The sequence below is a fragment of the Metallococcus carri genome, assembly GCF_011440275.1.
Taxonomy (GTDB): Bacteria; Actinomycetota; Actinomycetes; order Actinomycetales; family Dermatophilaceae; genus Metallococcus; species Metallococcus carri.
On sequence record NZ_JAAOIV010000005.1, the window covers coordinates 1 to 25,484 of the forward strand.

A 25,484-nucleotide genomic window follows, 5' to 3' on the forward strand; every position below is an offset into this window, starting at 1 on the left:
AATCGAGGCAAAGACACCGACCACACGGGCCGGGTCAGCTGGTTGATGAGACAGACCACGCGAGAGCCAACACCTACCCTGCCAGCCAGCCCCAGGCCAGCCACCCACACACTTACAGCTGGTTGAGCAAGCGAGCGACGAAGGAGCGAGCGCGTCGAAACCACGTGCAGCGCAACGCCTTTCGCTTGCTGTGTCCGCGTGTGCGCACGAATGGTGCGGCAGATCTGCGGACACTGGACCGTATGCCGGGGCCGGCTTAGGCCCCCGACGGTGCGATCAGTGCTTCGGATTGGCGGCGCAGGATCTGGGTCACGGTGTGCGCCACCGACTGGTTGTCGACGTCGAGCCAGAGCCCAACGCGCGGACTGGCCTCGACGTCCTCCCAGCACTGCTCGACAGTGAACCCGTCGCGGTAGGCCCCACCACCGCCGCGCCGCGTCGACCGGCCGTAGATCGTCTCGATGCTCGCCCGCAGCATCACGAAGTGCACCGGCGACGGCTGGGCCAGGTCGAGGAAGTGCTCCAGATGCGCTCCAAACACGTTGTCGGCGATCACCGCGTCGAAGCCCGCGAAGCGGTAGACCTCGGCCAGGGTGAGCGCCCCGGCATACCGCAGGAACAGCTGCTCCAGCCCGTCATTGGTCGGCGGTTCGGTCATCGTCACCTTGCCGGACACGACCAGGTTGCCGATGTCGTCGCCGTCGATGAAGACCGCCTTGGTCAGCGCCTCCGCCAACGCGCGGCCGATCGTCGTCTTGCCGACGCCCTGCGCGCCGGAGATGACGAACAGGCGGCCGCTGGGTTCCTGAGGCGCGTCATCGGTCACCGCTCGAACCTATCCCGACGCTCAGCTCGCCCCGAGGGTGGCCGAGACGATCTCCTTCGCTGCGGACTGGACCTCGGCCAGATGGTCGGGCCCGCGGAAGGACTCGGCATAGATCTTGTAGACATCCTCGGTGCCCGACGGACGGGCCGCGAACCACGCGTTCTCGGTCGTCACCTTGAGGCCGCCGATCGCCGCATCGTTGCCGGGCGCCTTGGTCAACTTGGCGGTAATCGCTTCTCCCGCAACGGAATCCGCGGTGACGTCGTCGGGTGAAAGCGCCGCGAGGCGGGCCTTTTGCTCACGGTTGGCGGGCGCGTCGATGCGGGCGTATGCCGGGCTGCCGAACTTCTCGGTCAACCGCGCGTAATGCTGTGACGGCGTCTCACCGGTGGCGGCCAGGATCTCCGAGGCCAGCAGGGCGAGCAGGATGCCGTCCTTGTCGGTCGTCCAGACGGTGCCATCCATGCGCAGGAAGGACGCACCGGCCGACTCTTCGCCGCCGAAACCCACTGAGCCGTCGAGCAATCCGGGCACGAACCATTTGAACCCGACCGGCACCTCCCAGAGCGTGGCGCCGATCGAATCGACGACGCGGTCGATCATCGAGGACGACACCAGGGTCTTGCCGACCCGGTCCGACGACCAGCCCGGCCGCGCGCCGCCATACAGATAGTCGATGGCAACGGACAGATAGTGATTGGGGTTCATCAGCCCGGCGTCGGGCGTGACGATCCCGTGCCGGTCGGCGTCGGCATCGTTGCCGGTCGCCAGGTCGAACTTCTCCCGCTGCGCGATGAGCGACGCCATCGCGGCCGGCGACGAACAGTCCATCCGGATCTTGCCGTCCCAATCGAGCGTCATGAACCGCCAGGTCGGGTCCACCAAGGGGTTGACGACGGTGAGGTCGAGACCGTGCCGTTCGGCGATCGCGGCCCAATAGGCGACCGACGCCCCGCCCAGTGGGTCGGCGCCGATCCGCGCCCCGGCGTCCTTGATCCGTTGCAGGTCAACGACATTGGGCAGGTCGTCGACATAGGTCCCCATGAAGTCGTATGCCGACGCTGCCGCGCGCGCCTTCGCGAAGGGCACCCGCTTGACCCCCTTGAGGCCCGCGCGCAGGTAGTCGTTGGCCGCAGCGGCGATGACCTTCGTGGCGTCACTGTCGGCCGGTCCGCCATGCGGCGGGTTGTACTTGAAACCGCCATCCGAGGGTGGGTTGTGCGACGGCGTCACCACGATGCCGTCGGCCAGCCCGCTGCCGGTCGTGCGGCCGCGATTGGCGCGCAGGATGGCGTGCGAGACCGCCGGCGTCGGCGTGTAGCCATCACGCGAATCCACAGCAACCGCAACGTCATTCGCTGCGAGCACTTCGAGGGCGGAGACCCACGCCGGCTCGGACAGACCGTGGGTGTCACGGCCCAGGAAGAGCGTGCCGTCGGTGCCCTGCGACCGCCGGTAGTCCACGATCGCCTGGGTGGTCGCCAGGATGTGCTGCTCGTTGAACGCGGTGTTGAGCGAGGATCCGCGGTGGCCGGAGGTGCCGAAGACCACCTGCTGGTCGACATTCTCCGGATCGGGGATGCCGGCGTAATAGGACGTCACCAGGTGGGGGACGTCGACGAGGTCCTCGGGGCGGGCAGGCTGGCCGGCTCGATCGCTGCTCATGACCCCAGTCAACCAGCCGCCTGACCTTCGGGGCAGCCCTCCCGCCGGGCCTTCTCCGACAATGACGCGCTCGGGCCTGCGCGAGCAGACCCGAGCGCGTCGACGGGCGAGCTCAGTCGGCGATCTTGTTGTAGCGGTAGGGCTTGAACGGCACTCCACCGACCGTCTCATCGACCGAACGGGTGTAGGCGATGGCACCGTGGCCACCACCTCGTTCCTCGACGGTGTTGAACCGGGTGTGGGCGTCGTCGGCCCAGCCGGTGAAGATCACCACATGCCCGCCGGCGCCGCCGGTGCCCCCGCCGAGCGTTCCGACGATGTCACCGGGCTTGAGCTCGTCCCAGCTGATCGGCGTGACGACGTCGGGCAGGCTGACGGTGCTGTAGGAGGTGGACGTGTGGAAGGCCATCGACACGAAGCCGGAGCAGTCGGTGCGGTAGTCGCGGCCGTTCCGGTCCGGGTGCTGGTCGTTCATGCTGTAGGGCACGTTGATCTTCACCCAGTCGTTGGCCCGGTCCAGCACCTCGGCCCGGGAGATCGTGCCGTCGACCTGCGAGCCGTCAGCCGGCGGCGGTGCCGGCGCCGGGGCCGGGTCACCCTCGACGAAGCGATGTGAGGCGTTGTTGTTCTTCAACGCGGGCACGAGATTGACCCGCTCACCGGGCGCGACCGTCTGCTGCTCTCCGGCGAAGCCGCTGTTGAAGTAGATCGTGACCGGCTTGGTGCTGCGGTTCCAGACGGAGGCGGCGTTGTTCTTCACACACAGGCCTTGGCCGGCGCCCTCGCCCTTGAACTCGTAGCAGTCCGGCTGGGTCGAGCCGTAGTTGTCCAGGCTCTGGGTGAAATCGGAGACGGATCCTTGCTGGTCGCTGTTGTAGAAATAGCACACCTCGGTCTCGTCACAGACACCGTCACGACCGGCGGCTTGTGACTGCTGGGCGATGGCGACGAAGCCGCCAGAAACGGCGATTGTGGACAGGCCGACGAGTGCAGTGGTGCGGCGAAGTGAAAAGCGCATGACAAATTCCCCTTGGTTGTGTGATCTTTCCCCTTGGTCAATGTCCTTGCGGGACAGCGACATACGACCGACGGCGGGCCCGGCGGTGCGGTTCCACTTTCGTGCCACCCGCTTGCTGCTTCTCATCATCCGAGATCCGGTATGCCGGGCGCTCGGGTTGACCTCAAGCGTGCTTGAGGTAGTTGGCTGTCAGCTATGACGATCGACGAAGCAGTCGCGCACGAAGGTCCCTTCGATGAAGCCCTCGAGCGCTTCCACCGCACCGGCCCCGAGTTCGAGGGCTGGTTGTCCAACCATGGCCCGATGGCGGTCGAGGCGCTGGCACGCAACGGCCATGACGCCCAGATCCACGCCTGGACCGACGACTACCTCAACCGGCTCGATGAGCGACCGCGAGGGCTGTCACCGATCACCCCGGAGGGCTGGCGTGACCCGCTGGGCGATCCGCTGCGCACCGGCGACTGGATCGACTTCTTCCTGCGTGAGGTGCGCGAGCGACCGTGGCGTGACGTTCTCGACATCTGGTGGCCGCGGCTGCTGCCCGGCATCGCGGCCGGCGCCACCCATGGCGTGATCCGCGTCGGGCATGCCGTCGCAGCGCTCGAGGTGGTTGAGAACGAGCCACGGATCGAGGAGTTCGGACACGCGCTGGCCTACTGGGCCGCCCGCTGGTTGCCGGTCCCGGTGGTCCGTCCGCAGGGTGGCGCTGACCCGGCAGCGGCGATCAGCGGGGTGCCCGCGGTCGGTGACCAGCGGTTCGGCATACGGTCTCGCATCGCCCAACTGGACGACGAATTCGCTTCTGCGGCAGCCAAATTCGCGGCCGGGGAGCCGGGCCAGGAGCGAGCGAAGGTCGAGCAGATCGCGGACGCGGCGGTGGCCTTCTACGCCACGCACGGGCACGGTCAGCCGACGATGCTCGTGCATGCGGCCACCGCGCCGAACGCGGTGGCTCGGGTAATGCCTCTCCTGCGGCCCGAACACCAGCGGCCGAGCCTCGAGGCGGCGTGGACGGCGACCGCCGCGGTCGTCGCGGCATACCGCCCGGCGGCTGAAGTCAGCGGGCAGCGGGTGCCGGCAACGCCCGAGGAGGTCATCGAGAGCGCGGCCGCCCACGGTGGTGAGCACGTCATCAAGTTCGCCGACACGGCGGTGCGTTCCTACCAGCGCACCGGGTCAGCCGATGCGCTCGCCGCTGCTCAGCGAGCGATCGAGCTCGACGCCTAACCCCTCAGTCCTTCGCCGGGGTCAGCCAGATCGTCGACAGCGGCGGCAGTGTCACCGTCGCCACCGCCGGCTGGCCCTGGCGGGCGTCGTCGCCGGACGCCTCGATCGCCTCGACCGCACCGAGATTGCCGCGGCCGCCACCGCCATACCCGGAGGCGTCGGTGTTGAGCACCTCGTCCCAGCGACCCGCAAGAGGCAGCCCGACGCGCACGTCGCGATGCTCACTGCCGCTGAGGTTGACCAGCGCGGCGACGATGTCGCGCGAGCCGTCCTTGGCCGGCCGGCCGTAGCGGAGATAGGAGAAGGTGTTGCCCGCGCTGTCGTCGGCGTCCAGCCAGGTGAAGCCGCTCGGGTCGTTGTCGAGATCCCACAGCGCCGGGTGTTCCTTGTAGATCCGGTTGAGATCCTTGACCAGCGCGTGGACACCCCAATGCGCCGGCTGGTCCAGCAGCCACCAGTCGAGGCTGCGCCCGTCGGCCCACTCCGACTCCTGCGCGAACTCCGAGCCCATGAAGAGCAGCTGTTTGCCCGGGTGACTCCACATGTAGCCGAGGAACGCGCGCAGGTTGGCCAGCTGCTCCCAGCGGTCGCCGGGCATCTTGCGCAGCAGCGAACCCTTGCCGTGCACCACCTCGTCGTGGCTGATCGGCAGGACATATTGCTCGCTCCAGGCATAGACCAGCGAGAAGGTCATCTTGTGGTGGTGATACTGCCGGTTGATCGGGGACTCGGCGAGATAGTCGAGCGAGTCGTGCATCCAGCCCATATTCCACTTGAAGCCGAAGCCGAGCCCGTCGGCCGAGGTCGGGCGGGTGACGCCGGGCCACGACGTCGACTCCTCGGCGATCATCACCGTGCCGGGGGATCGGCGGTATGCCGTGGCGTTCGTCTCCTGCAGCAACCGCACGGCCTCGAGGTTTTCGCGGCCGCCGTAGATATTGGGCACCCACTCACCAGGGTTGCGCGAATAGTCGAGATAGAGCATCGAGGCGACGCCGTCGACGCGCAGCCCGTCGGCGTGGAACTCCTGCAGCCAGTAGAGCGCGTTGGCGACCAGGAAGTTGCGCACCTGCGGCCGACCGAAGTCGAAGATGTAGCTGCCCCACTCCTTGTGCCAGCCGCGGCGCGGGTCGGGGTGCTCGTACAGCGGTGTCCCGTCGAAGCGCGCAAGCGCCCACTCGTCGGTGGCGAAGTGGCCCGGGACCCAGTCGAGGATCACGCCAATTCCGTTGCGGTGCAAGGTATCCACCAACCGGCGGAAGCCGTCGGGGTCGCCCATCCGCGAGTTCGGCGAGTAGTAGCCGGTGACGTGATAACCCCAGGACGGCGGGTAAGGATGCTCCATGATCGGCATGAACTCGACGTGGGTGAAGCCGAGGTCCTTGACGTAGTTGACCAGGTGCTCGGCCAGCTCGTCGTAGGACTGTCCCTGGCGCCACGAGGTGGGGTGCACCTCGTAGATGCTCATCGGCCCGTCGTGCGGGTCGCGGTGCGAACGCTGCTCCATCCATGCCGCATCGCCCCACTCGTAGTGCGACTCGGTGACGATCGATGCGGTGGAGGGGGCGGTCTCGCTGAACCGCGCCATCGGGTCGGCCTTGGCCCGCCAGACGTGGTCGGCGCACAGCACGTTGAACTTGTAGCGCGTGCCCGCCCCGACGTCGGGGACGAAGATCTCCCAGACGCCGGTGCCGCCGAGTCGGCGCATCGGGTGGGCATAACCGTCCCACTGGTTGAAGTCGCCAATCACCCTGACGCCCAACGCATTTGGCGCCCAGACTGCGAACGACGTGCCGGTCACCTGACCCTGCGGGCCGTCATACCGGCGCACGTGCGCGCCGAGGACGGTCCACAGTTCTTCGTGGCGCCCCTCACCGATGAGGTGCAGGTCCATCTCGCCGAGGCTGGGCAGGAAGCGGTAGGGATCGTCGGCGACATGCTCGTAGCCGTCGCCGTAGTCCGTGGCGATGCGGTAGTCGGGCACCTCACGGCCGGGCAGCCGGCCGGACCAGAAGCCCTCGTGGTCGTGCCGCAGCTCGACACGGGCGCCGTCGGGCATCGTCGCGTGCACCTTCGCTGCCATCGGGCGGAAGGTGCGCACGTAGGCACCGTGCGCGTCCGTCTGACCGCCCAGCACGCTGTGCGGATCGGTGTGCGTGCCCGCGAGAATCGAGTCGGCGATGCCTGGGTCGATGCCCGGGTGCGGCGGTTCGGTGTTCTTCGGCCGGGGCAGCGCGGTGGCGCCCGGGCGGCGAGGAGCGTTGGCGCGCAACAGGTTTCCGAGCGCGCCGAGGGGGATCGGCAGCCAGCTCGGCCGGTTGGCGGCCTCATAGGTCACTTCGTATGCCGCCTTGTCGGCCTCGAAGGCGTCGAGCACCGGCTGATGCTCAGCCAGGTCGATGCCGGCGAGTGCGGCGTATCCCTCCAGGAAGGCGTGCCGGCAATGGGCGGCCCACTGGGCGCGGTCGCCCTCGACGGAGGCAGCGGCATAGTCGAAGGACCGCAGCATGCCCGCGACATCCCGCAACGGGCTGTCGAGTTCGCTGCGCTCGGCGAGCGGCCGCAGCGGCTCACCCTCGAAGTCCAGCAGCACCCAACCGCGGTGCGGAGCGTCGAGCACCTGACCGAGGTGGTAATCGCCGTGAATGCGTTGCATCGCAGGCCATTTCGCATCCTGCGCATCCTCCAGCAGGGCGTGGAAGCCCTCGCGATATTGCGCGACCGTGGGGCTGGCGTCGCACGCGTCCTCGAAGCGGGCCCGCATGCCGGCCAGCAGCGCGGCGATGCGCGACGGCGACGGCTCAACGGTCGGCAGCGCACGGGCGAGGGTGCGGTGCACCTCGGCGGTCGCGCGGCCCAGCATGCGCGCGGGCTCCGACCAGTCGGTGTCGTCGCGGGCGGCGTCCAAGGCCTCGCGCCAGGCGTCCCGCACACCGGGCAGAAACTCCTGGGCGAAGGCCAGGTGTCCCGCGGCATTGCCGGTCGGCATCCGCTCGTCCGGCCACTGACCGGTCAGGTGCCCGACGGTGGTCGGCACTCGGTCGCTGCCTGCAGCCGATAGGGCTGACTGAAGCTGCACGTCAGGGTTGAGCCCATCCTGCAGGACGCGAAAAACCTTGACAATCAACGGTTTTGGCGTGCCGTCCTCGGCTTCGGTGTCGATGATGATCGAGGTGTTGGACTGCTCGCCACTCAGCACGCGGCTGCCGGTGATCCTGGGGAGGGTGCGCTCGCGTGACCCGCTGCCTTGCACCCGCACCGTCGGCGGCAGCGGTCCGGCAGCGACACCTTCGGTGCCGGGGGCGAACTGCATCTCGGCCTGCGAGGCGCCGGTCAGGATGGTGTGCAGCAAGGCGGCGGCGAAGACCGGGTCGTGGCAGCCGTCATACACATAACGGGTGCCGAGCACGGAGTGCTCGGACGTGCCGATCAGCGCGGCCTCGGCCCCGGCCAGCGGCTCGGCCCGATAGGTGAGCGGCACCTGGTAGAGCGTCGGGGTCTTGCCGGACTCATCGAGCAGGAAACTCACCTCGAGCCCGACCTCACCGTCGGGGTCGTCGAAGCGGTAGCTGCCGATCGGGCGCAGCGACGGCTCGCCGGATTTGCCGACATACCAACGCTGTTCGCCGATCCAGTCCTGGACGAGGGCGCGCTTGCTGGGGTTCAGCGTCGCCCGGTGCACGATGGCCATAACTCACTCCTCGCTTCCGGTGGGGCGCAACGACAACCAGAAGAAGTCGCGCGAGCCCAGCGTGAAGGTGGCGGTCCCGTCGTCGTCGATCGTCGGGAAGCGCGAGCCGCCGAACAGATCGCGCACGCGCGCTCCGGCATACTCCGGCGGCAGCGCGACGGTGACCGACTGCGGACGGCTGGACAGATTGGTCAGGCACAGCACGTGCCGGGTCTCGGTCTCGGCTTCGTCGGCCTCGTCGGCGGTGATCGACCGGGTGAAGCTCAAGATCGCCTCGTTGTCGGAGTCGACGATGCGGAAGTCGCCGAGACCGAAGACGGGATAGCGCGACCGGATGGACAGCATCTCCCGCAGCCAGTGCAGCAACGACGACGAGGTCGCCATCTGCGCTTCGACGTTCACATTGTTGTAGTGGTAGACGAGGCTGGAAACGACTGGCAGATAAAGCTTTCCGGGGTCCGCGGTGGAGAATCCGGCGTTGCGGTCCGGGGTCCACTGCATCGGCGTGCGCACCGCGTCGCGGTCCTCGAGCCAGATGTTGTCACCCATCCCGATCTCGTCGCCGTAGTAAAGGCACGGCGACCCGGGCAGCGACAGCAGCAGCGCGTGGATGAGTTCGGTCTCGGCCCGGCTGTTGTCGAGCAACGTGGCGAGGCGACGACGGATGCCGACATTCGCGCGCATCCGCGAGTCGGGGGCATACCACCCGTACATCGCGGCCCGCTCCTCCGGCGTCACCATCTCGAGGGTGAGCTCGTCGTGGTTGCGCAAGAAGGTGCCCCACTGGGTGCCCGGCGGGATCTGCGGGGTCTCACCGAGCACGTCGACGATCGGCGTCGCCTTCTCCGCCCGCAGCGCGTAGAACAGCCGCGGCATCACCGGGAAGTGGAAACACATGTGGCATTCCGGGGCGTCCGGCGTGCCGAAGTAGTCGACCACCTCGTGCGGCATCTGGTTGGCCTCGGCGAGCAGCACCCGCCCGGGGTATTCCTCGTCGACCATCGCACGCAGCTCGGCGAGGAACTCGTGGGTGCGCGGGTGGTTCTCGCCGTTGTGGCCCTCCTCCTGGAACAGATAGGGCACGGCGTCCAGGCGGAAACCGTCGATGCCCATGTCCATCCAGAACCGGACGACGTCGAACATCTCCTCCTTGACCTTCGGGTTCTCGTAGTTGAGATCCGGCTGGTGGGAGAAGAAGCGGTGCCAGAAGAACTGCCGCCGCACCGGGTCGAAGGTCCAGTTCGACACCTCGGTGTCGATGAAGATGATCCGCGCCTCGGTGTATTTGTCGTCGGTGTCGGACCAGGTGTAGTAGTCGCCATACGGACCCTCCGGGTCCGAGCGCGAGGCCTGGAACCACGGGTGCTGGTCACTCGTGTGGTTCATCACCAGATCAGTGATGATCCGTATGCCGCGTGCGTGCGCCTGCGCGACCAGCTCCTGGAACTCCGGCAGCGTGCCGAACTCGGGCAGGACCGCCTTGTAGTCGGCGATGTCGTAACCGCCGTCGCGCAACGGGGAGGCGTAGAACGGCGGCAACCACAGGCAGTCGACGCCGAGCCACTGCAGGTAGTCCAGCCGGTTGGTCAGCCCGGTGAAGTCGCCGGTGCCATTGCCGGTGGAGTCGCCGAAGGCGCGCACCAGCACTTCGTAGAACACTGCTTTGCGGAACCACTGAGGGTCATGGCGCAGGCCCGGTTGGTGCAGGTTGAAGCCTTGCGTCGTCACTCAGAACCTCCGGACGTGGACGATGTGGATCGGTTCGGCGTCGACACCGAGGCGCACCCAGTTGTGCTCGCCCCAATGCCATTCGGCGTCGGTGATCAGGTCGTGGGCGATGAAGCCCTCACCCGGCTGCAGCCCGAGCTCCTCCGGATCGAGGTGGATCCACGACTCGCGGGTGGAATGCGGGTCGCAGTTGGCGACCACGATGATCGTGTCGTCGCCGCGGCGCTTGGAGAAGACGAGCAGCTGGTCGTCATCGGCCTCATGGAAGCGCAGGTTGCGCAACAACCCCAGCGAGGGGTGGTCGCGGCGAATCGCGTTGAGCTTGGTCAGATATGGCGCGAGCGACTCGCCATACTTCGGCCCGCTCGGCTCGTAGTCCTCCCAGTGCCGGTTCTTGTACTCGTACTTCTCGTTGTCGATCTGTTCCTCGGCGCCCGGGCGCGCGACATGCTCCTGCAGCTCGTAACCGGCGTAGATGCCGTAGGTCGGCACCAGGGTCGCGGCGAGCGCGGCGCGCAGCTTCCATGCGGTCGGGCCGCCGAACTGCATGTAGGGCGTGAGGATGTCGTGCGTCGTCGGCCAGAAGGACGGACGCATGTAGTGCGCCGACTCGGTGGCGAGGGATTCGGCATACTCCCGCAGTTCCTTGGCGTCATTGCGCCAGGCGTAATAGGTATAGCTCTGCTGGAAGCCGATCTTGGCCAGGGTGTGCATCATCGCGGGGCGGGTGAACGCCTCGGCGAGCCAGATCACGTCGGGGTGATCGGCGGCGACATCGTCGATCAGCCACTGCCAGAACTCCACCGGCTTGGTGTGCGGGTTGTCGACCCGGAAGATCTTGACGCCGTGGTCGATCCAGACCTGGATCACCCGACGCATCTCGGCGTCGATGCCCTCGGGATCGTTGTCGAAGTTCAGCGGGTAGATGTCCTGATACTTCTTCGGCGGATTCTCGGCGAAGGCGATCGTGCCGTCGGCGCGGGTGGTGAACCACTCCGGGTGTTCGGTCACCCACGGATGGTCCGGCGCGCACTGCAAAGCGATGTCGAGCGCCACCTCCAAGCCGTTCGCTTTCGCTTGTGCCACAAAGAAATCGAAGTCGTCCCAATCGCCGAGGTCGGGGTGCAGCGCGTCGTGGCCGCCGTCCTTGGACCCGATCGCGTAGGGCGAGCCGGGGTCGTCCGGGCCGGCGGTCAGAGTGTTGTTGGGGCCCTTGCGGTTGACCTCGCCGATCGGGTGGACCGGGGTCAGGTAGACGACATCGAAGCCCATCGCGGCGATCGCCGGCAGCCGCTTCGCCGCGGTGCGGAAGGTGCCGCTCACCCACTTGCCGGTCGCGGGGTCGACATGCGCGCCCTCCGAGCGCGGGAAGATCTCGTACCACGCGCCGGTGAGTGCCCGCTCGCGTTCGACCAGCCAGAGGTATGTCGGCGACGGGCTCACGCTGTCGCGCAGCGGTGCGCGGTGCATCACCTCCGCGACGGCCTCGTCGGTGCCACCGTGCAGGCGGGCGAGGGCGTCCTGATCGGTGTCGCGCAGGGTCGTGACGGCCTGTTCGAGGGTGGTGCGGTCGGCGTCGGTGTGGTCGACCTCCCGCAGGGCGCGCTCGAGCACGCGGGCACCTTCTTCGAGCATCAGCTCGGTGTCGACGCCGGCGTGCACCTTGATGGTGGCGTCGTGTTCCCAGGTGCCATAAGGGTCCGACCAGCCTTCGACCCGGAAGGTCCAGCGCCCCTCGGTCGGCGCCTCGACGGTGCGCACCCAGTGGTCCAGGCCGGGGTTGGTGCAGGTCATCGGCAACGCGGTCTCGGCGCCGTCGGGGTCGGTGAGCACGAGCGTCGCATTGACCGCGTCGTGGCCCTCGCGGAAGACCGTGGCGCTGATCTCGAAGGGCTCGTCGACCACCGACGTGGTCGGCAGGGCTCCACCGTCGACGATCGGTTGCACATCCTGCACGGGAATGCGGCCGATCGGGCGTGGTGAGGCGTCCATATTCAGGTCGGGGGTGGGCGTGGTTGATCGCGTGGGGGAGTGCTGATCCGTCACCGGACCGACGCTACACGGACCGGCGCTCTGCGTCGTAGCCGCGACGCCTGTCGAAACCCTCCCGTTGGTTGAGCGCCGTCCTGAGCGAGCGGAGCTTCGGTGGTTGAGCAAGGGCGACGAAGGAGCCCGCGTCGAAACCCACCCAGGGTCGAGGTGCGGTTTCGATGCGGGGCTCGTCCCTCGCCCCTTACTCAACCGGCGAGGTGCGGTTTCGACGCGGGGCTCGTGCCTCGCCTCTTACTCAACCGGCGATGAGAGCCAGATGCGGTCGAGGTAGTCGCGCATCGACCGGTCGCTGGAGAAGAAGCCGCTGCGGGCCACATTGAGGATCGCCGAGCGGGTCCACCGCTCCGGGTCGCGGTATGCCGCGTCCACCCGAGCCTGCGCATCCAGATAGGACTGGAAGTCGGCGAGCACCATGAACGGGTCCTGGGTGACCAGATTGTCGACCACCTGGGCCGACAACGCCCGGTCCCCGTCGGTGAAGTGACCGCTGGCGATGAGGTTGATCGTGCGCTGCAGCTTGTCGTTGGACTCGTAGTACTCCGCCGGGTTGTAGCCCCGGGCGTGCAGCGCCTCGACCTCCGGTTCGGTCATGCCGAAGAGGAAGAAGTTGTCGTCGCCGACGAGCTGGCGGATCTCGACATTCGCGCCGTCGTCGGTGCCGATCGTCAGCGCGCCGTTGAGCGCAAACTTCATATTGCCGGTGCCGGACGCCTCCTTGCCGGCGAGCGAGATCTGCTCGGACAGGTCGGCGGCCGGGATGATCTTCTCGGCGAGCGTCACGTTGTAGTTGGCCGGGAAGGCCACCGACAGCACACCCTTGACCCGCTCGTCGGCGTTGATCGTGGCGGCGACCGAGTTGATCAAGAAGATGATCTCCTTGGCCAGGTGATAACCGGGGGCAGCCTTGGCGCCGAAGATGAACGTCCGCGGCACCACCTGATCGATCGCCACCGTGCCGGAGATGACGTCCTCGTAGAGCGAGACGATGTGCAGCAACTTCAAGGTCTGTCGCTTGTACTCGTGCAACCGCTTCACCAGCACGTCCAGCATCGCGTGCTGCGGCAACTCCAACCCGTCACGGACGCTCAGCAGCCGGAAGAGCCGCTCCTTGTTGGCCTGCTTCACCGCGGCGAACTCGGCGCGGAAGCCCGCGTCGTCGGCATACGGCTCGAGTTCGCGCAGTCGGTCCAGGTCGGTGACCCACTCCGAGCCGATCGTGTCGGTGATCAGGTTGGACAGGCGGCGGTTGGCGAGATAGATGAACCGGCGCGGGGTGACGCCATTGGTGACATTGGTGAATTTGGCCGGCTCGTATTCGGAGAAGTCCGGCAACACCTTGTCGCGCAACAGTTGTGACTGCAGTTCGGCGACGCCGTTGACCTTGGCCGAGCCGATGGTGGCGAGATAGGCCATCCGCACCGACCGCTCCGGGTGCTCGGCGATGATCGACATCCGGCGGGCCCGCATCTCGTCGCCGGGGAAGGCCTGGCGCACCTCCTCCAGGAACAGCTCGTTGATCTGGTAGATGATCTCCAGGTGGCGCGGCAGCAACCGGCCGAGCAGCTCCACCGACCACACCTCGAGCGCTTCGGGCAGCAGCGTGTGGCAGGTGTAGGCGAAGCAGCGGCGGGTGATGTCCCACGCTTCGTCCCAGTCAAAACCCTTGATATCCACCAGGATTCGCATCAACTCCGGTATGGCGATGACCGGGTGGGTGTCGTTGAGCTGGAAGATGATCCGCTCGGGCAGCTGCCGCAGGTCGAAGTCCTTGGGCAGCGTGTTGGCGATGAAGTCGTGCAGCGAGCAGGCCACGAAGAAGTACTGCTGCTGCAGGCGCAACTCCTTGCCCTGCGGCGTGGAGTCCTCGGGGTAGAGCACCTTGGAGATGTTCTCGGCGAAGGTCTGCGCGCGCACCGCGGTGGCGTAGTCACCGGAGTTGAAGATCTGCAGGTCGAAGGCCTGGGTCGCCTTGGCGCTCCACAGGCGCAGCGTGTTGACGGTCCCATTGCGGAAGCCCGGCACCATGTGGTGATACGGGATGCCGAGCACATTCCAGCCCGGCACCCACCGGGTGCGCTCGCGGCCCTGGTCGTCGGTCCACTTCTCGGTGTGCCCGCCGAAGTCGACGCGCACCTGCCGCTCGGGGTGCGGGAACTCCCACGGGCTGCCCAGCGCCAGCCACGAGTCCGGCACCTCGACCTGCCGGCCGTTCTCAAAGGTCTGGCGGAAGATGCCGTATTCGTAGCGGATGCCGTAGCCGATGCACGGCACGTCCATCGTCGCCAGCGAGTCGACGAAGCAGGCCGCCAGCCGGCCGAGACCGCCGTTGCCCAGGCCCGGCTCGATCTCCTGGGCACGCAATGCGGCGATGTCGATGCCACACCGGCGCATGGCCTCCTCGGCGATGTCCTGCAGGTTGGTCGCGAGCAGCGCATTGCCGAGCTGCCGACCGAGCAGATACTCCGCGGACAGGTAGCCGACGATCTTGCGGTCGCCCTCGCGGCGCAGCGCACCGGTCTCCAGCCAGCCCGCCATCAGGTACTCCCGCACGGTGCGGGCCAGCGCGAGGTACTGGTCGTTGATCGTCGAGCGCGACAGCAGCACACCCTGGCCGTAGTTCAGCTCCCGCAGGAACGCCTCGATGAACCCCTCCACCGTCGAGGCGGGCGGCTCGACCGGGCCGGCCGCCAGTTCGCTGCTGACCGGCAGGGTCGGCCCGACGCGGTGGACGTCGGTGGTCTGCAGCTCGTCGGTCGTGAAGCCGTTGCTGGCGTCGTCGCTCATCGGTGTGGTCGCTCCGTGGGTTTTGGCTGGCTCCGGGCAGCCGGAGTCGGCCACCCCGAGGAATGAGTCTGCCCGCACGGGGAGCCTGACCGCAAAGCTGCCCCGCCGCGTGTGACGGTGGTCACCGCCGGTGTGGCTCAGCGGCTTTCGAGCATCTCCTTGGATTTGGCGATCGCGAAGCCCCAGCCCTGCGACAGGGTCACCTGCGCGGGCACGGCCACTTCGTCCGGATTGGTCACCACGTCCAGCAGGTATGGCGACCCGCTGGCCACCGCCCGCTGCACCGCACCTGCCAGCTCGCTCTCCTCGGTGACCCGCTCGGCCTGGAGGCCGAGTGACGTGGCGACGGCGGCCAGGTCGGGGTTGTCCAGCTCGGTGCCGAACTCGGGCAGCCCGCCCTGTTCCTGTTCGAGCTTGACCATGCCGAGGCGGCCGTTGTCGAAGACCACGAAGACCACCGGCAGGTTGAAGGTGACCGCGGTGCGCAGGTCGCCGAGCAGCATCATCAGGCCGCCGTCGCCGCAGAAGGCGATGACCTGGCGCGACCGGTCGAGCGCGCTGGCGCCGAGCGCCTGCGGCATGGCGTTGGCCATCGAGCCGAGGTTGTAGGAGCCGACCATCCGGCGAGTCCCGCGCATGGTGACGAACCGCGAGAGCCAGACGGTCGACATACCGGTGTCACTGGTGAAGACCGCGTCGTCGGCGGCATATTCATCGACGGTGGCGGCGAGCAACTCGGGGCGGATGCGGCGGTGCGGGTTCTCGAAGACCTGCCGCACGCGGCCGACGACGCTGGTGCGTCCGGGCCCACGGATGAGCGAGCGCTGGTCCTTGACCCAGTCCTCGTACTCCGAGACGCACTTGCGCAGGTGTTTGTCCGAGCGCTTGTCCTTCTGCGGCAGCGCGGCCAGGATCGCCCGCACGGTGCGCCCGGCGTCGCCGACCACCGGGTGCGCGATCGGGTGGCGGCGGCCGATGTGCTCGCCGCGCACGTCGATCTGCACAGCCGGCGTGCCCTTCGGATAGAACTCGCGGTAGGGGAAGTCGGTGCCGACCATCACCAGCAGGTCGGCCTCGTGCAGCGCCTTGGCGGCGGCCCGGTTGCCGATCAGCCCGGACTGCCCGACCTGGTAGGGGTTGTCATGCTCGAGGACCGGTTTTGCCTTGAGCGACAACACCATTGGCGCCTTGAGACGGTCGGCCAGGGCGAGCACGTCGTCGCGCGCGTCGAGCGCACCGCAGCCCACGAGCAGCGTCACCTTGTCGGCCTGGGCAATAGCCGAGGCAGCGTCGGCGACCTGGTCCGCCGGGGCGACCTGCGGTTGGGGCGGCCGCACGAAGGTGGGCGTGCGGACACCGTCCGGGAGGTCCTTGGAGCCCACGTCGCCGGGCAGCGTCAGCACGGCCACGCCGCGCCGGGTGATCGCCGCATTGACCGCCTGCTCGAGCAGGGCCGGCATCTGGTCGGGTGAGGTCACCGTGCGGCAGAAGACCGACACATCCCGAAACAGCAGGTCGTTGTCGACCTCCTGGAAGAAGTCGGTGCCGAGTTCCTCCAGCGGGACCTGCCCGGTGATCGCCAGGACGGGCGCGTGCGACTTCTTGGCGTCATACAGGCCGTTGAGCAGGTGAATCGCGCCCGGCCCGACGGTGCCCATGCAGACCGCGAGGTCTTGGGTGAGTTGCGCCTGGGCGGACGCGGCGAAGGCGCCGGCTTCCTCGTGCCGGACGCCGATCCACTCGATCCGGTCGTCGGTGCGGATCGCGTCGGTGACCGGGTTGAGCGCGTCGCCGACCACGCCCCAGACCTGGCGCACGCCCTGTGTGGCGAGAGCGTCGACGATCATGCGAGCGACGGTGGTCATGGCGTAATGCCTCCCCGGAGGTGGTGGGTCGCCGGCAGGAAGTTGTCGGCGCGGGCGGCGTTCCAGTCCGCAGCCCAGGACTGTGGCGCCTCGGCCAACAGTTCACCAGGTTCCAGCCACTCGTAGAGCTCTGCGTAGGAACGGGATTCGGTCTCGGACAGGTTGATCCGCAGCAGGTGCGGGGTGAGCTCGGCAGGGGCGTGCGCTCCCATCGAGCCGATGATCTGGGCCGCCTGCTGCACCGTCGCCTCGTGGAACCGCTTGACCCGTTCGCTCTTGTCGCCGACGTCGAGCGCTCGGGCTCGACGATGACTCTGGGTCGCGACCCCGACCGGGCAGTGATCGGTGTGGCACTGCTGGGCCTGGATGCAGCCGACCGCCATCATCATCGCGCGGGCGGCGTTGGTGTAGTCAGCGCCCTGGATCAGGCGCTTGACGATGTCGCTGCCGGTCGCGACCTTGCCGCTCGCGCCGATCCGGATGCGGTCGCGCAGCCCGGTGCCGACGAGCGCGTTGTGCACCGTCATCAGCCCGTGTGTGAGCGGCATACCGACGTGGTCCTCATACTCCTGGGGCGCGGCGGCGGTCCCGCCCTCGGACCCGTCGACGATGATGAAGTCCGGTGCGGTGCCGACCTGGAGGATCGCCTTGCAGATCGCCAGCACGTCCATCCGCGAGCCGACGCACAATTTGAAGCCGGCTGGTTTGCCACCCGACAGTTCGCGCATCCTGGCGATGAACTCGATCAACTCGACCGGGGTGCGAAACACCTTGTGGGCCGACGGGCTGACACATTTCTGGCCCTGCGGCACCTCGCGGATCTCGGCGATCTCCTTGGTCACCTTCGCGGCCGGCAGCACTCCGCCGATGCCGGGCTTGGCGCCCTGGCTGAGTTTGAGGGACACGCATTTGACCTGGTCGATCTGTGACTTCTCGGCGAACTCGTCCGGGTCGAAGTCGCCGTCCTTGGTGCGGGTGCCGAAGTAGCCCGAACCCACCTCCCAGACCAGGTCACCTCCGTTTTCCCGGTGGTATGACGACAGCCCGCCCTCACCGGTGTCGTGCGCGAAGCCGCCCATCGCCGCACCCTTGTTGAGGGCTCGAATCGCGTTGGCGGACAACGCTCCGAAGCTCATCGCGGAGACATTGAGCAGCGACATCGAGTAGGGCTTGGAGCAGTCCGGACCGCCGACCATCACCCGGTGCTCCTCCTTGGGCGGATCGAGCGGCGCGGTGGAGTGGATGAGGTACTCGTAGCCCGGCTGATTCACGTCGCGCTCGGTGCCGAAGGCCTGCTCGCCGTGGATGCCCTTGGCTCGTTCGTAGACGATCGTGCGGGTGTCGCGGTCGAAGGGCCGGCCATCCCAGTTGCGCTCGATGAAGTACTGCTGCAGCTCGGGCCGGATGTCTTCGAGCAGATAGCGCAGGTGCCCGACGACCGGGTAGTTGCGCAGCACCGAGTGCTTCTTTTGGATCAGGTCGTGTGCGGTCAGGGCTGCGGCGGCAGCGCCGAGCGCACCGAGGGCGGACTTGGCTCCCACGGATGGCCTTCCTCGTCGGACGGGTGGTCCTCCCACTGTCGGTGGCGCGGACCGCCCATGGGGCGCAACTGGCCTGGGAACTCCCTGGAAACCGGGTCCTTCGTAGGATGGCGGCCGTGTTCGACCCCCTGACCATCGCGATCTTCGTCGCTCTCGCCGCCCTGGCAGGCTGGAGCGGCTGGCTCACGCTGCGCAGCCGCGCCATCGACAACCCGTTGTTTTACCTCGCCTGTCTGGCCGAGGTGCTGCTCATCGTGCAGCTAGTCACCGGCATCGCGCGCATCCACGGCTCGAGTGCCCGGATGTCGCACGCGGTCTTCATCGCCTACCTCGCCGGCATGGTGCTCGTGCTGCCGGTGGCAGCCTTCTGGTCCTTCGCGGAGCGCGAAACCCGTTGGGGCACAGGGGTTTTGCTGGTCGCTACGCTCGGCCTCATGGTGATGGTGGTGCGGTTGGTGCAGTTGTGGGGCGGGCATGCCTGAGCGCGCGACCGGGCGCGGCTTCGGCCGGGTCCTCGTGGCGGTCTACGGACTCTTCGCGCTGGCCGCGACCGGGCGTTCGGTGCTGCAGATCTCGCAGACCTGGCCCCACCCACCGATGCCGTTCGTGCTGTCCGCCGTCGCCGCGGTGATCTATCTGGTCGCCACCGTCGCGCTCGCCCGCGGCGACCGCACCAGCGCTCGGGTCGCGCTCGTCACAATCAGCATCGAGCTGCTCGGCGTCCTCGCCGTCGGCATCTGGTCGTATGCCGACCCGTCCGCCTTCGTCGCCCCCGGCTCGAACAGCGACACGACGGTGTGGAGCAAGTTCGGCCAGGGCTACGGCTATGTCCCGCTGGTGCTCCCGATCGTCGGCCTCTGGTGGCTGCGACGCTCGCGCTGATCGGTCAGCCAGCAGCGAAGACGGCGAAGCTGGCAGCGCGCATCGGGTAGCTGCCGCCGACCGGCAGTTGCGTGCTCGGCACGTCCTGTGGACGCTCGCATGCGCTGTCCCACAACAGTTTCCATGCCGTGACGTTCTGCGCGGCAGGCAGCGTGATCTGCGCCTCGGTCACATCGCCGTGCAGCACCAGCAGCAGTTGGGTGTCACCGATGTCGGTGCCGTCGAAGACTGCCTGAACGGTGCGGGTCGCGGGGTTCTGCCACTCCAGCGTGCTCATCAGCTCGCCGCCGATGTTGTGCCAGTGCAGCGCCGCGAGCTCGTCACCCTCGATCGGATCACCGGGGAAGAAGCTGCGCTGCCGCAGCACCGGGTGGGCTGCTCGCAGCTCGATCAAGAACGCCGTCGTGTCGATCAGCGCCTGGTCCTGATCGTCGAGTTGCCAGTCATACCAACTGGTTTCGTTGTCCTGACAGTAGGCGTTGTTGTTGCCGCCCTGGGTGCGGCGAAGCTCGTCGCCACCGAGCAGCATCGGCACACCGCTGGACAGCAGCAACGTCGCGAGCAGGTTGCGCCCGGCCCGCCGCCGCATCGTCTGGACATCCTTGCTCGCCCCGTCGTGCCCCTCGACCCCGAAGTTCCACGACCGGTTGTCGTTGGAGCCGTCCCGGTTGTCCTCGCCGTTGGCCTCGTTGTGCTTGCTGTCGTATGCCGTGAGGTCGGCCAGCGGGAAGCCGTCGTGCGCGGTGACGAAGTTGACCGAGGCCAGGGGCGACCGGCTGGCGAAGACGTCCGGAGATCCCGCAATGCGGGTCGCCAGCTCTGCGACGCCGTGGCCGCTCTGCCCGGAGGTGACGGCGCCGAGGTCGGCCACCCAGAAGGTGCGCGCGCAATCGCGGAAACGGTCGTTCCAATCCGCCCAGGGCGAGGGGAACTGGCCGGTGCGCCAGCCGTGCGGGCCGAGATCCCACGGCTCGGCGATGAGCTTGACGCCCGAGAAGGTCGGGTCGGTGCGCAGCGCGGCGAAGAAGGGGTGATCGGGGGTGAAGAAGTCGTCCGCGCCCCGGCCGAGGGTGACCGCCAGGTCGAACCGGAAGCCGTCGACATGCATCTCGGTGACCCAATAGCGCAGCGAGTCCAGGACCAATTGCAGCGTCGGATGCTGGGCGGTGTCGACGCTGTTGCCGCAACCGGTCACGTCGATGTCGGCGCCGCGCTCGTCCAAGCGGTAATACTCCGCGGCGTCCAGCCCCCGCCAGGACAGGGTCGCGCCGGCCGGCGCGGACTGCTCCGCGGTGTGGTTGTAGACCACATCGAGGATCACCTCGATGCCGGCGGCGTGCAGCAGCTTGACCATGCCCTTGAACTCATCGATCACACCCTGCGGATCGGAGGCGGCGGCATACCTCGCCTGCGGGGCGAAGAAGCCGAGGGTGTTGTAACCCCAGTAGTTCGTGCGGCCGGACTGTGCCAGGCGCGGCTCGTCGGTGGACGCGTGGACCGGCAGCAACTCGACCGAGGTGACACCGAGCCGGTGCAGGTGAGCGATCGTCGCGGGATGCGCGACCCCGGCATACGTGCCTCGAAGGTGTTGGGGCACATCGGGATTGGTCATCGTCAGGCCGCGCACGTGGGTCTCGTAGAGCACGGTGCGGTCCCACCCGACGTGCGGGCGCGCGTCGGCACCCCAGTCGAAGCCGGGGTCGATCACGACATTGCGGGGCATCTTGGCCGCACTGTCGCGCTGGTCGATGATCGTGTCGTCACCGGCGAAGGAGTCATCCACCTGGTGGCCGAAGACCTCCGGCGACCACTGCACCTCGCTCTCGATCGCCCGGCCGTAGGGATCGAGCAGTAGCTTGGCCGGGTTGTAGCGGTGACCCTCGCGCGGCGCCCACGGACCGTCGGCGCGGAAGGCGTAGCGCTCCCCGGGACCGACCCCTTCGACATGACCGCCCCAGACGCCGCCCGCGTGCTGAGCCAAGGGCACGCGTTGCTCGGTGCCGTGCTCGTCGAAGAGGCACACCCAGACCGCGGTGGCGTGGGCGGCATACACCCCGAACTCGGTGCCGGTGGGACAGGCCGTCGCGCCGAGCGGCGGCGGGGCGTCGAGCGAGCGCAGCACAGTCGCAACCGAGGGTGTGGGCATGGGCCACAACCTACGGGAGTGCATTACGTTGGCCGTATGACTGATCCGACTTCACTGCCCAATTTCTCCCCCCAGGGCGGTGGCCAGCCGTCCGGTCCGAACTCCAACGGAGCCCCCGGTGCGACGCCCGTGCGCGACCAGGTGGTGGCCGTGCTCCAGCAGGACGGCTTCCGCCCCGAGATCGACGTCGACGACGACGTCAGCTACCGCGTCGAAGGCAACCAGCTCTTCGCCCGCGTGGTCGAGAGCCAGGAGGCCGGCCAGCCCGCGGTGATCCGCATCTTCGGCCAGTGGCAGATCTCTGACGAACTGCCCCAGGACGTGCAGGTGCACCTGCTGGCCGCCAACGACGTCACCCTGAGTCTCAACATCATCAAGTGCGGCATCGCCAACGGCAACCTCGTCGTCATGGGCGAACACCTCATCAACGACGGCTCCGACCTGCCGATGCTGGTGCAGTCCACGACCGGCATGGTGCTGCACGCGGTCGGCCTGTGGCACCAGTCGGTGACCTCGGGCGGTCCGCACGCCGCGACCGCCGACCCCGCCGAAGCCGGCGACATCCTGCCGCAGACCCAGCCGGGCGCTGAGGGTCCCGAGGGCCGGGCGTGACCGACGCGTCCTACGGCGAGTTCGTCAGCACCCAGGTGACCGACGGGCTCGCCGTCCTTCGGGTCGACCGCCCGAAGATGAACGCGCTCAACGACGAGGTCCAGGAGGGCCTGGCCGCCGCGGCCGCCGCCCTGTCGGCCGACCCGGCCGTGCGCGGGGTGATCGTCTGGGGAGGGGAGAAGGTCTTCGCCGCCGGCGCCGACATCAAGCAGATGCGGGAGATGTCGTATGTCGACATGGTCCGGCGCTCCGGTCGTCTCTCCGAATGCTTCACCGCGGTGGCGCGGATCCCCGTGCCGACCGTCGCCGCGATCGAGGGCTATGCGCTCGGCGGCGGCTGCGAACTCGCGCTCACCTGCGACTTCCGGGTGGCGGCGAGCGACGCCAAGCTCGGGCAGCCCGAGATCCTGCTGGGCCTGATCCCGGGTGCGGGCGGCACCCAGCGGCTGGCCCGCCTGGTCGGCCCGGCCCGGGCCAAGGACCTGATCTTCACCGGCCGGATGATCGATGCGGCCGAGGCCGAGCGGATCGGGCTGGTCGACCAGATCGCCGAGCCCGGCGCGGCGCTCGAGGCCGCCAAGGCCAAGGTCGCGCCCTTCCTCACCGGCCCGGCCGTCGCGCTGCGCGCCGCCAAGGAAGCCATCGACCGAGGGCTCGACGGCGACCTCGGCACCGGCCTCGGGATCGAGAGCATGCTGTTCGCCGGACTGTTCGCCACCAAGGACCGGGAGATCGGCATGACCTCCTTCATCGAGAACGGCCCGGGGAAGGCTTCCTTCGAAGGCCGCTGACGATCGGCATACGACCGCTAGGCTGCGCGCGGAGAATCGGCGGAAGGAAAGCGCGGACGTGACCACCAAGAAATGGAATATCGAGCCCGAGTGGCAGGAGCCCTTCGTGGCGGCGCTCACCCGGCGCGGCGCCGACGGGCACGCCATCAATGGGGCGCTCTCGGGTGTTGACCAGGAGTGCCTGGCCAAGGGCAAGCCGGCACGGGAGCTCTTCGGCGACCCGGAGAAATACGCCGAGGGCATCGTGCTGCCCGGCACCCAGGCGGCCAAGGCCAGCCGGGCGCGCGCGATCGTGTTGCAGATCGTCGGGTTGATCGGCATGTTCCTCACCCTGTGGGGCTGGACCGGCATGCGCCGCCAGGTTGATTCCCTGCTCGGTATGTCGCCCGTGGTCCCCTTCGTGATCGGCCTGATCCTGACGCTCGGCGCCGCGATCACCGATGTCGTGCTCGGCTCGCGGGCCGACGTGTATGCGCTCGACCCGGGCCAGAAGCCGACCGGCCGGCAGCTGTTCCTGAACAAGATCGCGCCCTGGCTGATCGTGCTGCTGACGCTGGTCGGCATGCTGATCATCTGGGCGCGTTACTCCTGATCTGCCGGGTCCCGTACTCACGGGTAACTTGGCCACGTAGGGTGAGACCCATGCAAGGCGGCCGACAGGCCGCGTCATACAGCGACGACAGGACAGGCGAACTATGAACATCGTCGTGTGCGTCAAGTACGTCCCGGACGCCCAGAGCGACCGGACGTTCTCCGACGACAAGACCACCGACCGCGCGGGCGTCGACGGGCTGCTCTCCGAGCTCGACGAGTACGCGGTGGAAGAGGCGCTCAAGCTGGTCGAGGCCGGCGAGGGCGAGGTCACCGTAGTGACCATCGGCCCGGACGAGGCTGCCGAGGCGGTGAAGAAGGCCCTGCAGATGGGCGCCGACAAGGGCGTGCACATCAGCGACGACGCGATCCACGGCTCGGACGCCGTGGCGACCTCGCTGCTGCTCGCCGAGGCGATCAAGAAGATCGGCCAGCCCGACCTCATCCTCACCGGCATGGGCTCGACCGACGGGCTGATGAACATCGTCCCGACGATGGTCGCCGAGCGCCTCGGCCTGCCGGCGGTCACGCTGGTCTCCAGCCTGGAGGTCAACGGTTCGACCGTGACCGGGCGTCGCGACGGCGACACCGCCTCGGAGACCATCGAGGCCTCGCTGCCCGCGCTGGTGTCGGTCACCGACCAGACCAACGAGCCGCGCTACCCGTCCTTCAAGGGCATCATGGCCGCCAAGAAGAAGCCGGTCGAGACCTGGTCGCTCGGCGACCTCGGTGTCGACGCGGGCCAGGTCGGCCTGAACAACGCGTGGGTGCAGGTGGAGTCCTTCGAGGCCCGCCCGCCGCGTGAGCAGGGCCAGGTCGTCACCGACGAGGGCGACGGTGGCACCAAGCTCGCCGAGTTCCTGTCCACCCACAAGTTCGTCTGAGCCACAAGGAGATTCGACATGGCTGAAGTTCTCGTCCTGGTGGATCACACCGACGGACAGGTGAAGAAGACCACTGCCGAGTTGCTCACGATCGCCCGTGAGATCGGCACGCCGTCCGCCGTCTTCGTCGGCTCCAATGTCGACGCGGCGCGCCCGCGGCTCGCGCAGTTCGGCGCCGAGAAGGTGTATGTCGTGGACAACCCCGATGTCACCGGTTATCTCGTCGCCCCGCTGGCGGAAGCCCTCGCGACCATCGCCGAGCAGGCGCAGCCCGCTGCGATCCTGCTGCCGACGACGGCGCACTACAAGGAGGCCGCCGGCCGCCTCGCGATCAAGCTCAACTCCGGCGTCATCACCGATGCCACCGGGGTCGAGGTCGCCGACGGCGCGGTGAACGTGCTGAAGCAGGCTTTCGCGGCGTCATACACCACCCGTTCCAAGGTCACCCAGGGCACGCCGATCATCACCGTCAAGCCCAATGTGACCGCGCCGACCGCCGCCCAGGCGTCCGCCACCCCGGTGCCGGTCGAGGTCACCGTCTCCGACGCCGCCAAGGGCGCCAAGATCACCGAGACCAAGCCGAAGGAGAAGTCCGGTCGCCCTGAGCTGACCGAGGCCGCCATCGTGGTCTCCGGTGGCCGTGGCACCTCCGGCGACTTCTCGCCGGTCGAGGCGCTCGCCGACACCCTCGGCGCCGCCGTCGGTGCCTCGCGCGCCGCGGTCGACGCCGGTTGGTATCCGCACAGCAACCAGGTCGGTCAGACCGGCAAGCAGGTCTCGCCCCAGCTGTATGTCGCGGCGGGCATCTCCGGCGCCATCCAGCACCGGGCCGGCATGCAGACCTCCAAGACGATCGTCGCGATCAACAAGGACGAGGAGGCACCGATCTTCGAGCTGGTCGACTTCGGTGTCGTCGGTGACCTGTTCCAGGTGTTGCCGCAGGCGACCGAGGCGATCAAGTCCGCCAAGAACGGCTGACCGCTCGCCCTCGACGCTCACCCGGCTGTGTTGTCGGTTGAGCCCCGCCGAAATCACCGCCGCCCACCCCACGACTGGGGTGGGCGGCGGTGTTGTTCTCACAAAACGCCCAGTTGGGCGATCGGGGTCGGGCCTGGGTGGTGCGGTTGGCGCAAAACGCCCAACTGGGCGATCGGCGTCGGGTGTGGGTGGTGCGGCTGGCG

The 25,484-nt window shown here is 68.1% G+C and carries 18 protein-coding genes; 8 read left to right on the forward strand and 10 right to left on the reverse strand.

The annotated features are described in order from the left end of the window. Positions 1-256 precede the first annotated feature (256 nt). The 3 genes from G9U51_RS07855 to G9U51_RS17065 all read right to left on the reverse strand — a co-directional run bounded on the left by G9U51_RS07855 (position 257) and on the right by G9U51_RS17065 (position 3,509). The gene (locus G9U51_RS07855; RefSeq protein WP_166195721.1) at positions 257-826 is read right to left on the reverse strand and encodes an AAA family ATPase; all 570 of its coding nucleotides are present in this window, start codon (positions 824-826) and stop codon (positions 257-259) included. 21 nt (positions 827-847) lie between these two features. Next, complete coding sequence (gene pgm / locus G9U51_RS07860; protein WP_166195724.1) at positions 848-2,491, reverse strand: phosphoglucomutase (alpha-D-glucose-1,6-bisphosphate-dependent); 1,644 nt, start codon at positions 2,489-2,491, stop codon at positions 848-850. 112 nt (positions 2,492-2,603) lie between these two features. Further along, entirely contained in the window at positions 2,604-3,509 is a 906-nt protein-coding gene (locus G9U51_RS17065) for a peptidase inhibitor family I36 protein (protein ID WP_207948145.1), read from the reverse strand. Between the two features lie 195 nt (positions 3,510-3,704). On the opposite strand from G9U51_RS17065, the gene G9U51_RS07870 reads away from it, so the two are divergent. Next, positions 3,705-4,736 carry a questin oxidase family protein gene (locus G9U51_RS07870; RefSeq protein WP_166195726.1) on the forward strand — a complete coding sequence of 344 codons (1,032 nt, stop codon included), beginning with the start codon at positions 3,705-3,707 and terminating at the stop codon, positions 4,734-4,736. A 4-nt stretch (positions 4,737-4,740) separates the two neighbouring features. Here the strand turns inward: G9U51_RS07870 and glgB are convergent, their stop codons facing one another. The 6 genes from glgB to G9U51_RS07900 form a co-directional block, all read right to left on the reverse strand. After that, positions 4,741-8,427, reverse strand: a complete 3,687-nt coding sequence (gene glgB / locus G9U51_RS07875; protein WP_166195728.1) for a 1,4-alpha-glucan branching protein GlgB — start codon at positions 8,425-8,427, stop codon at positions 4,741-4,743. A gap of 3 nt (positions 8,428-8,430) precedes the next feature. After that, on the reverse strand, positions 8,431-10,155 hold the full coding sequence (gene treS, locus G9U51_RS07880; protein ID WP_166195730.1) for a maltose alpha-D-glucosyltransferase: 1,725 nt from the start codon (positions 10,153-10,155) through the stop codon (positions 8,431-8,433). Next, the gene (locus G9U51_RS07885; RefSeq protein WP_166196178.1) at positions 10,156-12,147 is read right to left on the reverse strand and encodes an alpha-1,4-glucan--maltose-1-phosphate maltosyltransferase; all 1,992 of its coding nucleotides are present in this window, start codon (positions 12,145-12,147) and stop codon (positions 10,156-10,158) included. A 291-nt stretch (positions 12,148-12,438) separates the two neighbouring features. Continuing rightward, a complete protein-coding gene (locus tag G9U51_RS07890) occupies positions 12,439-14,991 on the reverse strand; it encodes a glycogen/starch/alpha-glucan phosphorylase (protein WP_166195731.1) in 2,553 nt (850 codons plus the stop codon). A 137-nt stretch (positions 14,992-15,128) separates the two neighbouring features. Further along, positions 15,129-16,856: a thiamine pyrophosphate-dependent enzyme gene (locus tag G9U51_RS07895; protein WP_166195732.1), complete on the reverse strand. Its 1,728-nt coding sequence runs from the start codon at positions 16,854-16,856 to the stop codon at positions 15,129-15,131. After that, on the reverse strand, positions 16,853-18,397 hold the full coding sequence (locus G9U51_RS07900) for an FMN-binding glutamate synthase family protein (RefSeq protein ID WP_328823378.1): 1,545 nt from the start codon (positions 18,395-18,397) through the stop codon (positions 16,853-16,855). The genes G9U51_RS07895 and G9U51_RS07900 overlap by 4 nt, the downstream gene beginning before the upstream one ends. Positions 18,398-18,513: 116 nt before the next feature. Between G9U51_RS07900 and G9U51_RS07905 the strand changes: the two genes are divergently transcribed. Together G9U51_RS07905 and G9U51_RS07910 are read left to right on the forward strand one after the other, a co-directional pair. Then, positions 18,514-18,879, forward strand: a complete 366-nt coding sequence (locus tag G9U51_RS07905) for a hypothetical protein (protein WP_166195734.1) — start codon at positions 18,514-18,516, stop codon at positions 18,877-18,879. Next, a complete protein-coding gene (locus tag G9U51_RS07910; RefSeq protein WP_166195735.1) occupies positions 18,872-19,279 on the forward strand; it encodes a hypothetical protein in 408 nt (135 codons plus the stop codon). Before G9U51_RS07905 ends, G9U51_RS07910 begins: the two co-directional genes overlap by 8 nt. A 4-nt stretch (positions 19,280-19,283) precedes the next feature. On the opposite strand, the gene glgX is transcribed toward G9U51_RS07910, so the two are convergent. Further along, positions 19,284-21,425 (reverse strand): glycogen debranching protein GlgX, encoded by a 2,142-nt coding sequence (glgX, locus tag G9U51_RS07915; protein ID WP_166195736.1) that lies wholly within the window; start codon positions 21,423-21,425, stop codon positions 19,284-19,286. Positions 21,426-21,461: 36 nt separating this feature from the next. Here glgX and G9U51_RS07920 point away from each other — a divergent pair, with 36 nt between their 5' ends. The 5 genes from G9U51_RS07920 to G9U51_RS07940 all read left to right on the forward strand — a co-directional run bounded on the left by G9U51_RS07920 (position 21,462) and on the right by G9U51_RS07940 (position 25,281). Next, a complete protein-coding gene (locus G9U51_RS07920) occupies positions 21,462-22,037 on the forward strand; it encodes a hypothetical protein (protein WP_174878650.1) in 576 nt (191 codons plus the stop codon). Next, the gene (locus G9U51_RS07925; RefSeq protein ID WP_328823379.1) at positions 22,034-22,828 is read left to right on the forward strand and encodes an enoyl-CoA hydratase/isomerase family protein; all 795 of its coding nucleotides are present in this window, start codon (positions 22,034-22,036) and stop codon (positions 22,826-22,828) included. Before G9U51_RS07920 ends, G9U51_RS07925 begins: the two co-directional genes overlap by 4 nt. A 58-nt stretch (positions 22,829-22,886) precedes the next feature. Beyond that, the gene (locus G9U51_RS07930) at positions 22,887-23,420 is read left to right on the forward strand and encodes a DUF1129 domain-containing protein (RefSeq protein ID WP_166195737.1); all 534 of its coding nucleotides are present in this window, start codon (positions 22,887-22,889) and stop codon (positions 23,418-23,420) included. Between the two features lie 103 nt (positions 23,421-23,523). Next, positions 23,524-24,303, forward strand: coding sequence for an electron transfer flavoprotein subunit beta/FixA family protein (locus G9U51_RS07935; RefSeq protein ID WP_166195738.1), 780 nt, complete (start codon positions 23,524-23,526; stop codon positions 24,301-24,303). Positions 24,304-24,321: 18 nt separating this feature from the next. After that, entirely contained in the window at positions 24,322-25,281 is a 960-nt protein-coding gene (locus G9U51_RS07940; protein WP_166195739.1) for an electron transfer flavoprotein subunit alpha/FixB family protein, read from the forward strand. The last annotated feature ends 203 nt before the right edge of the window (positions 25,282-25,484 follow it).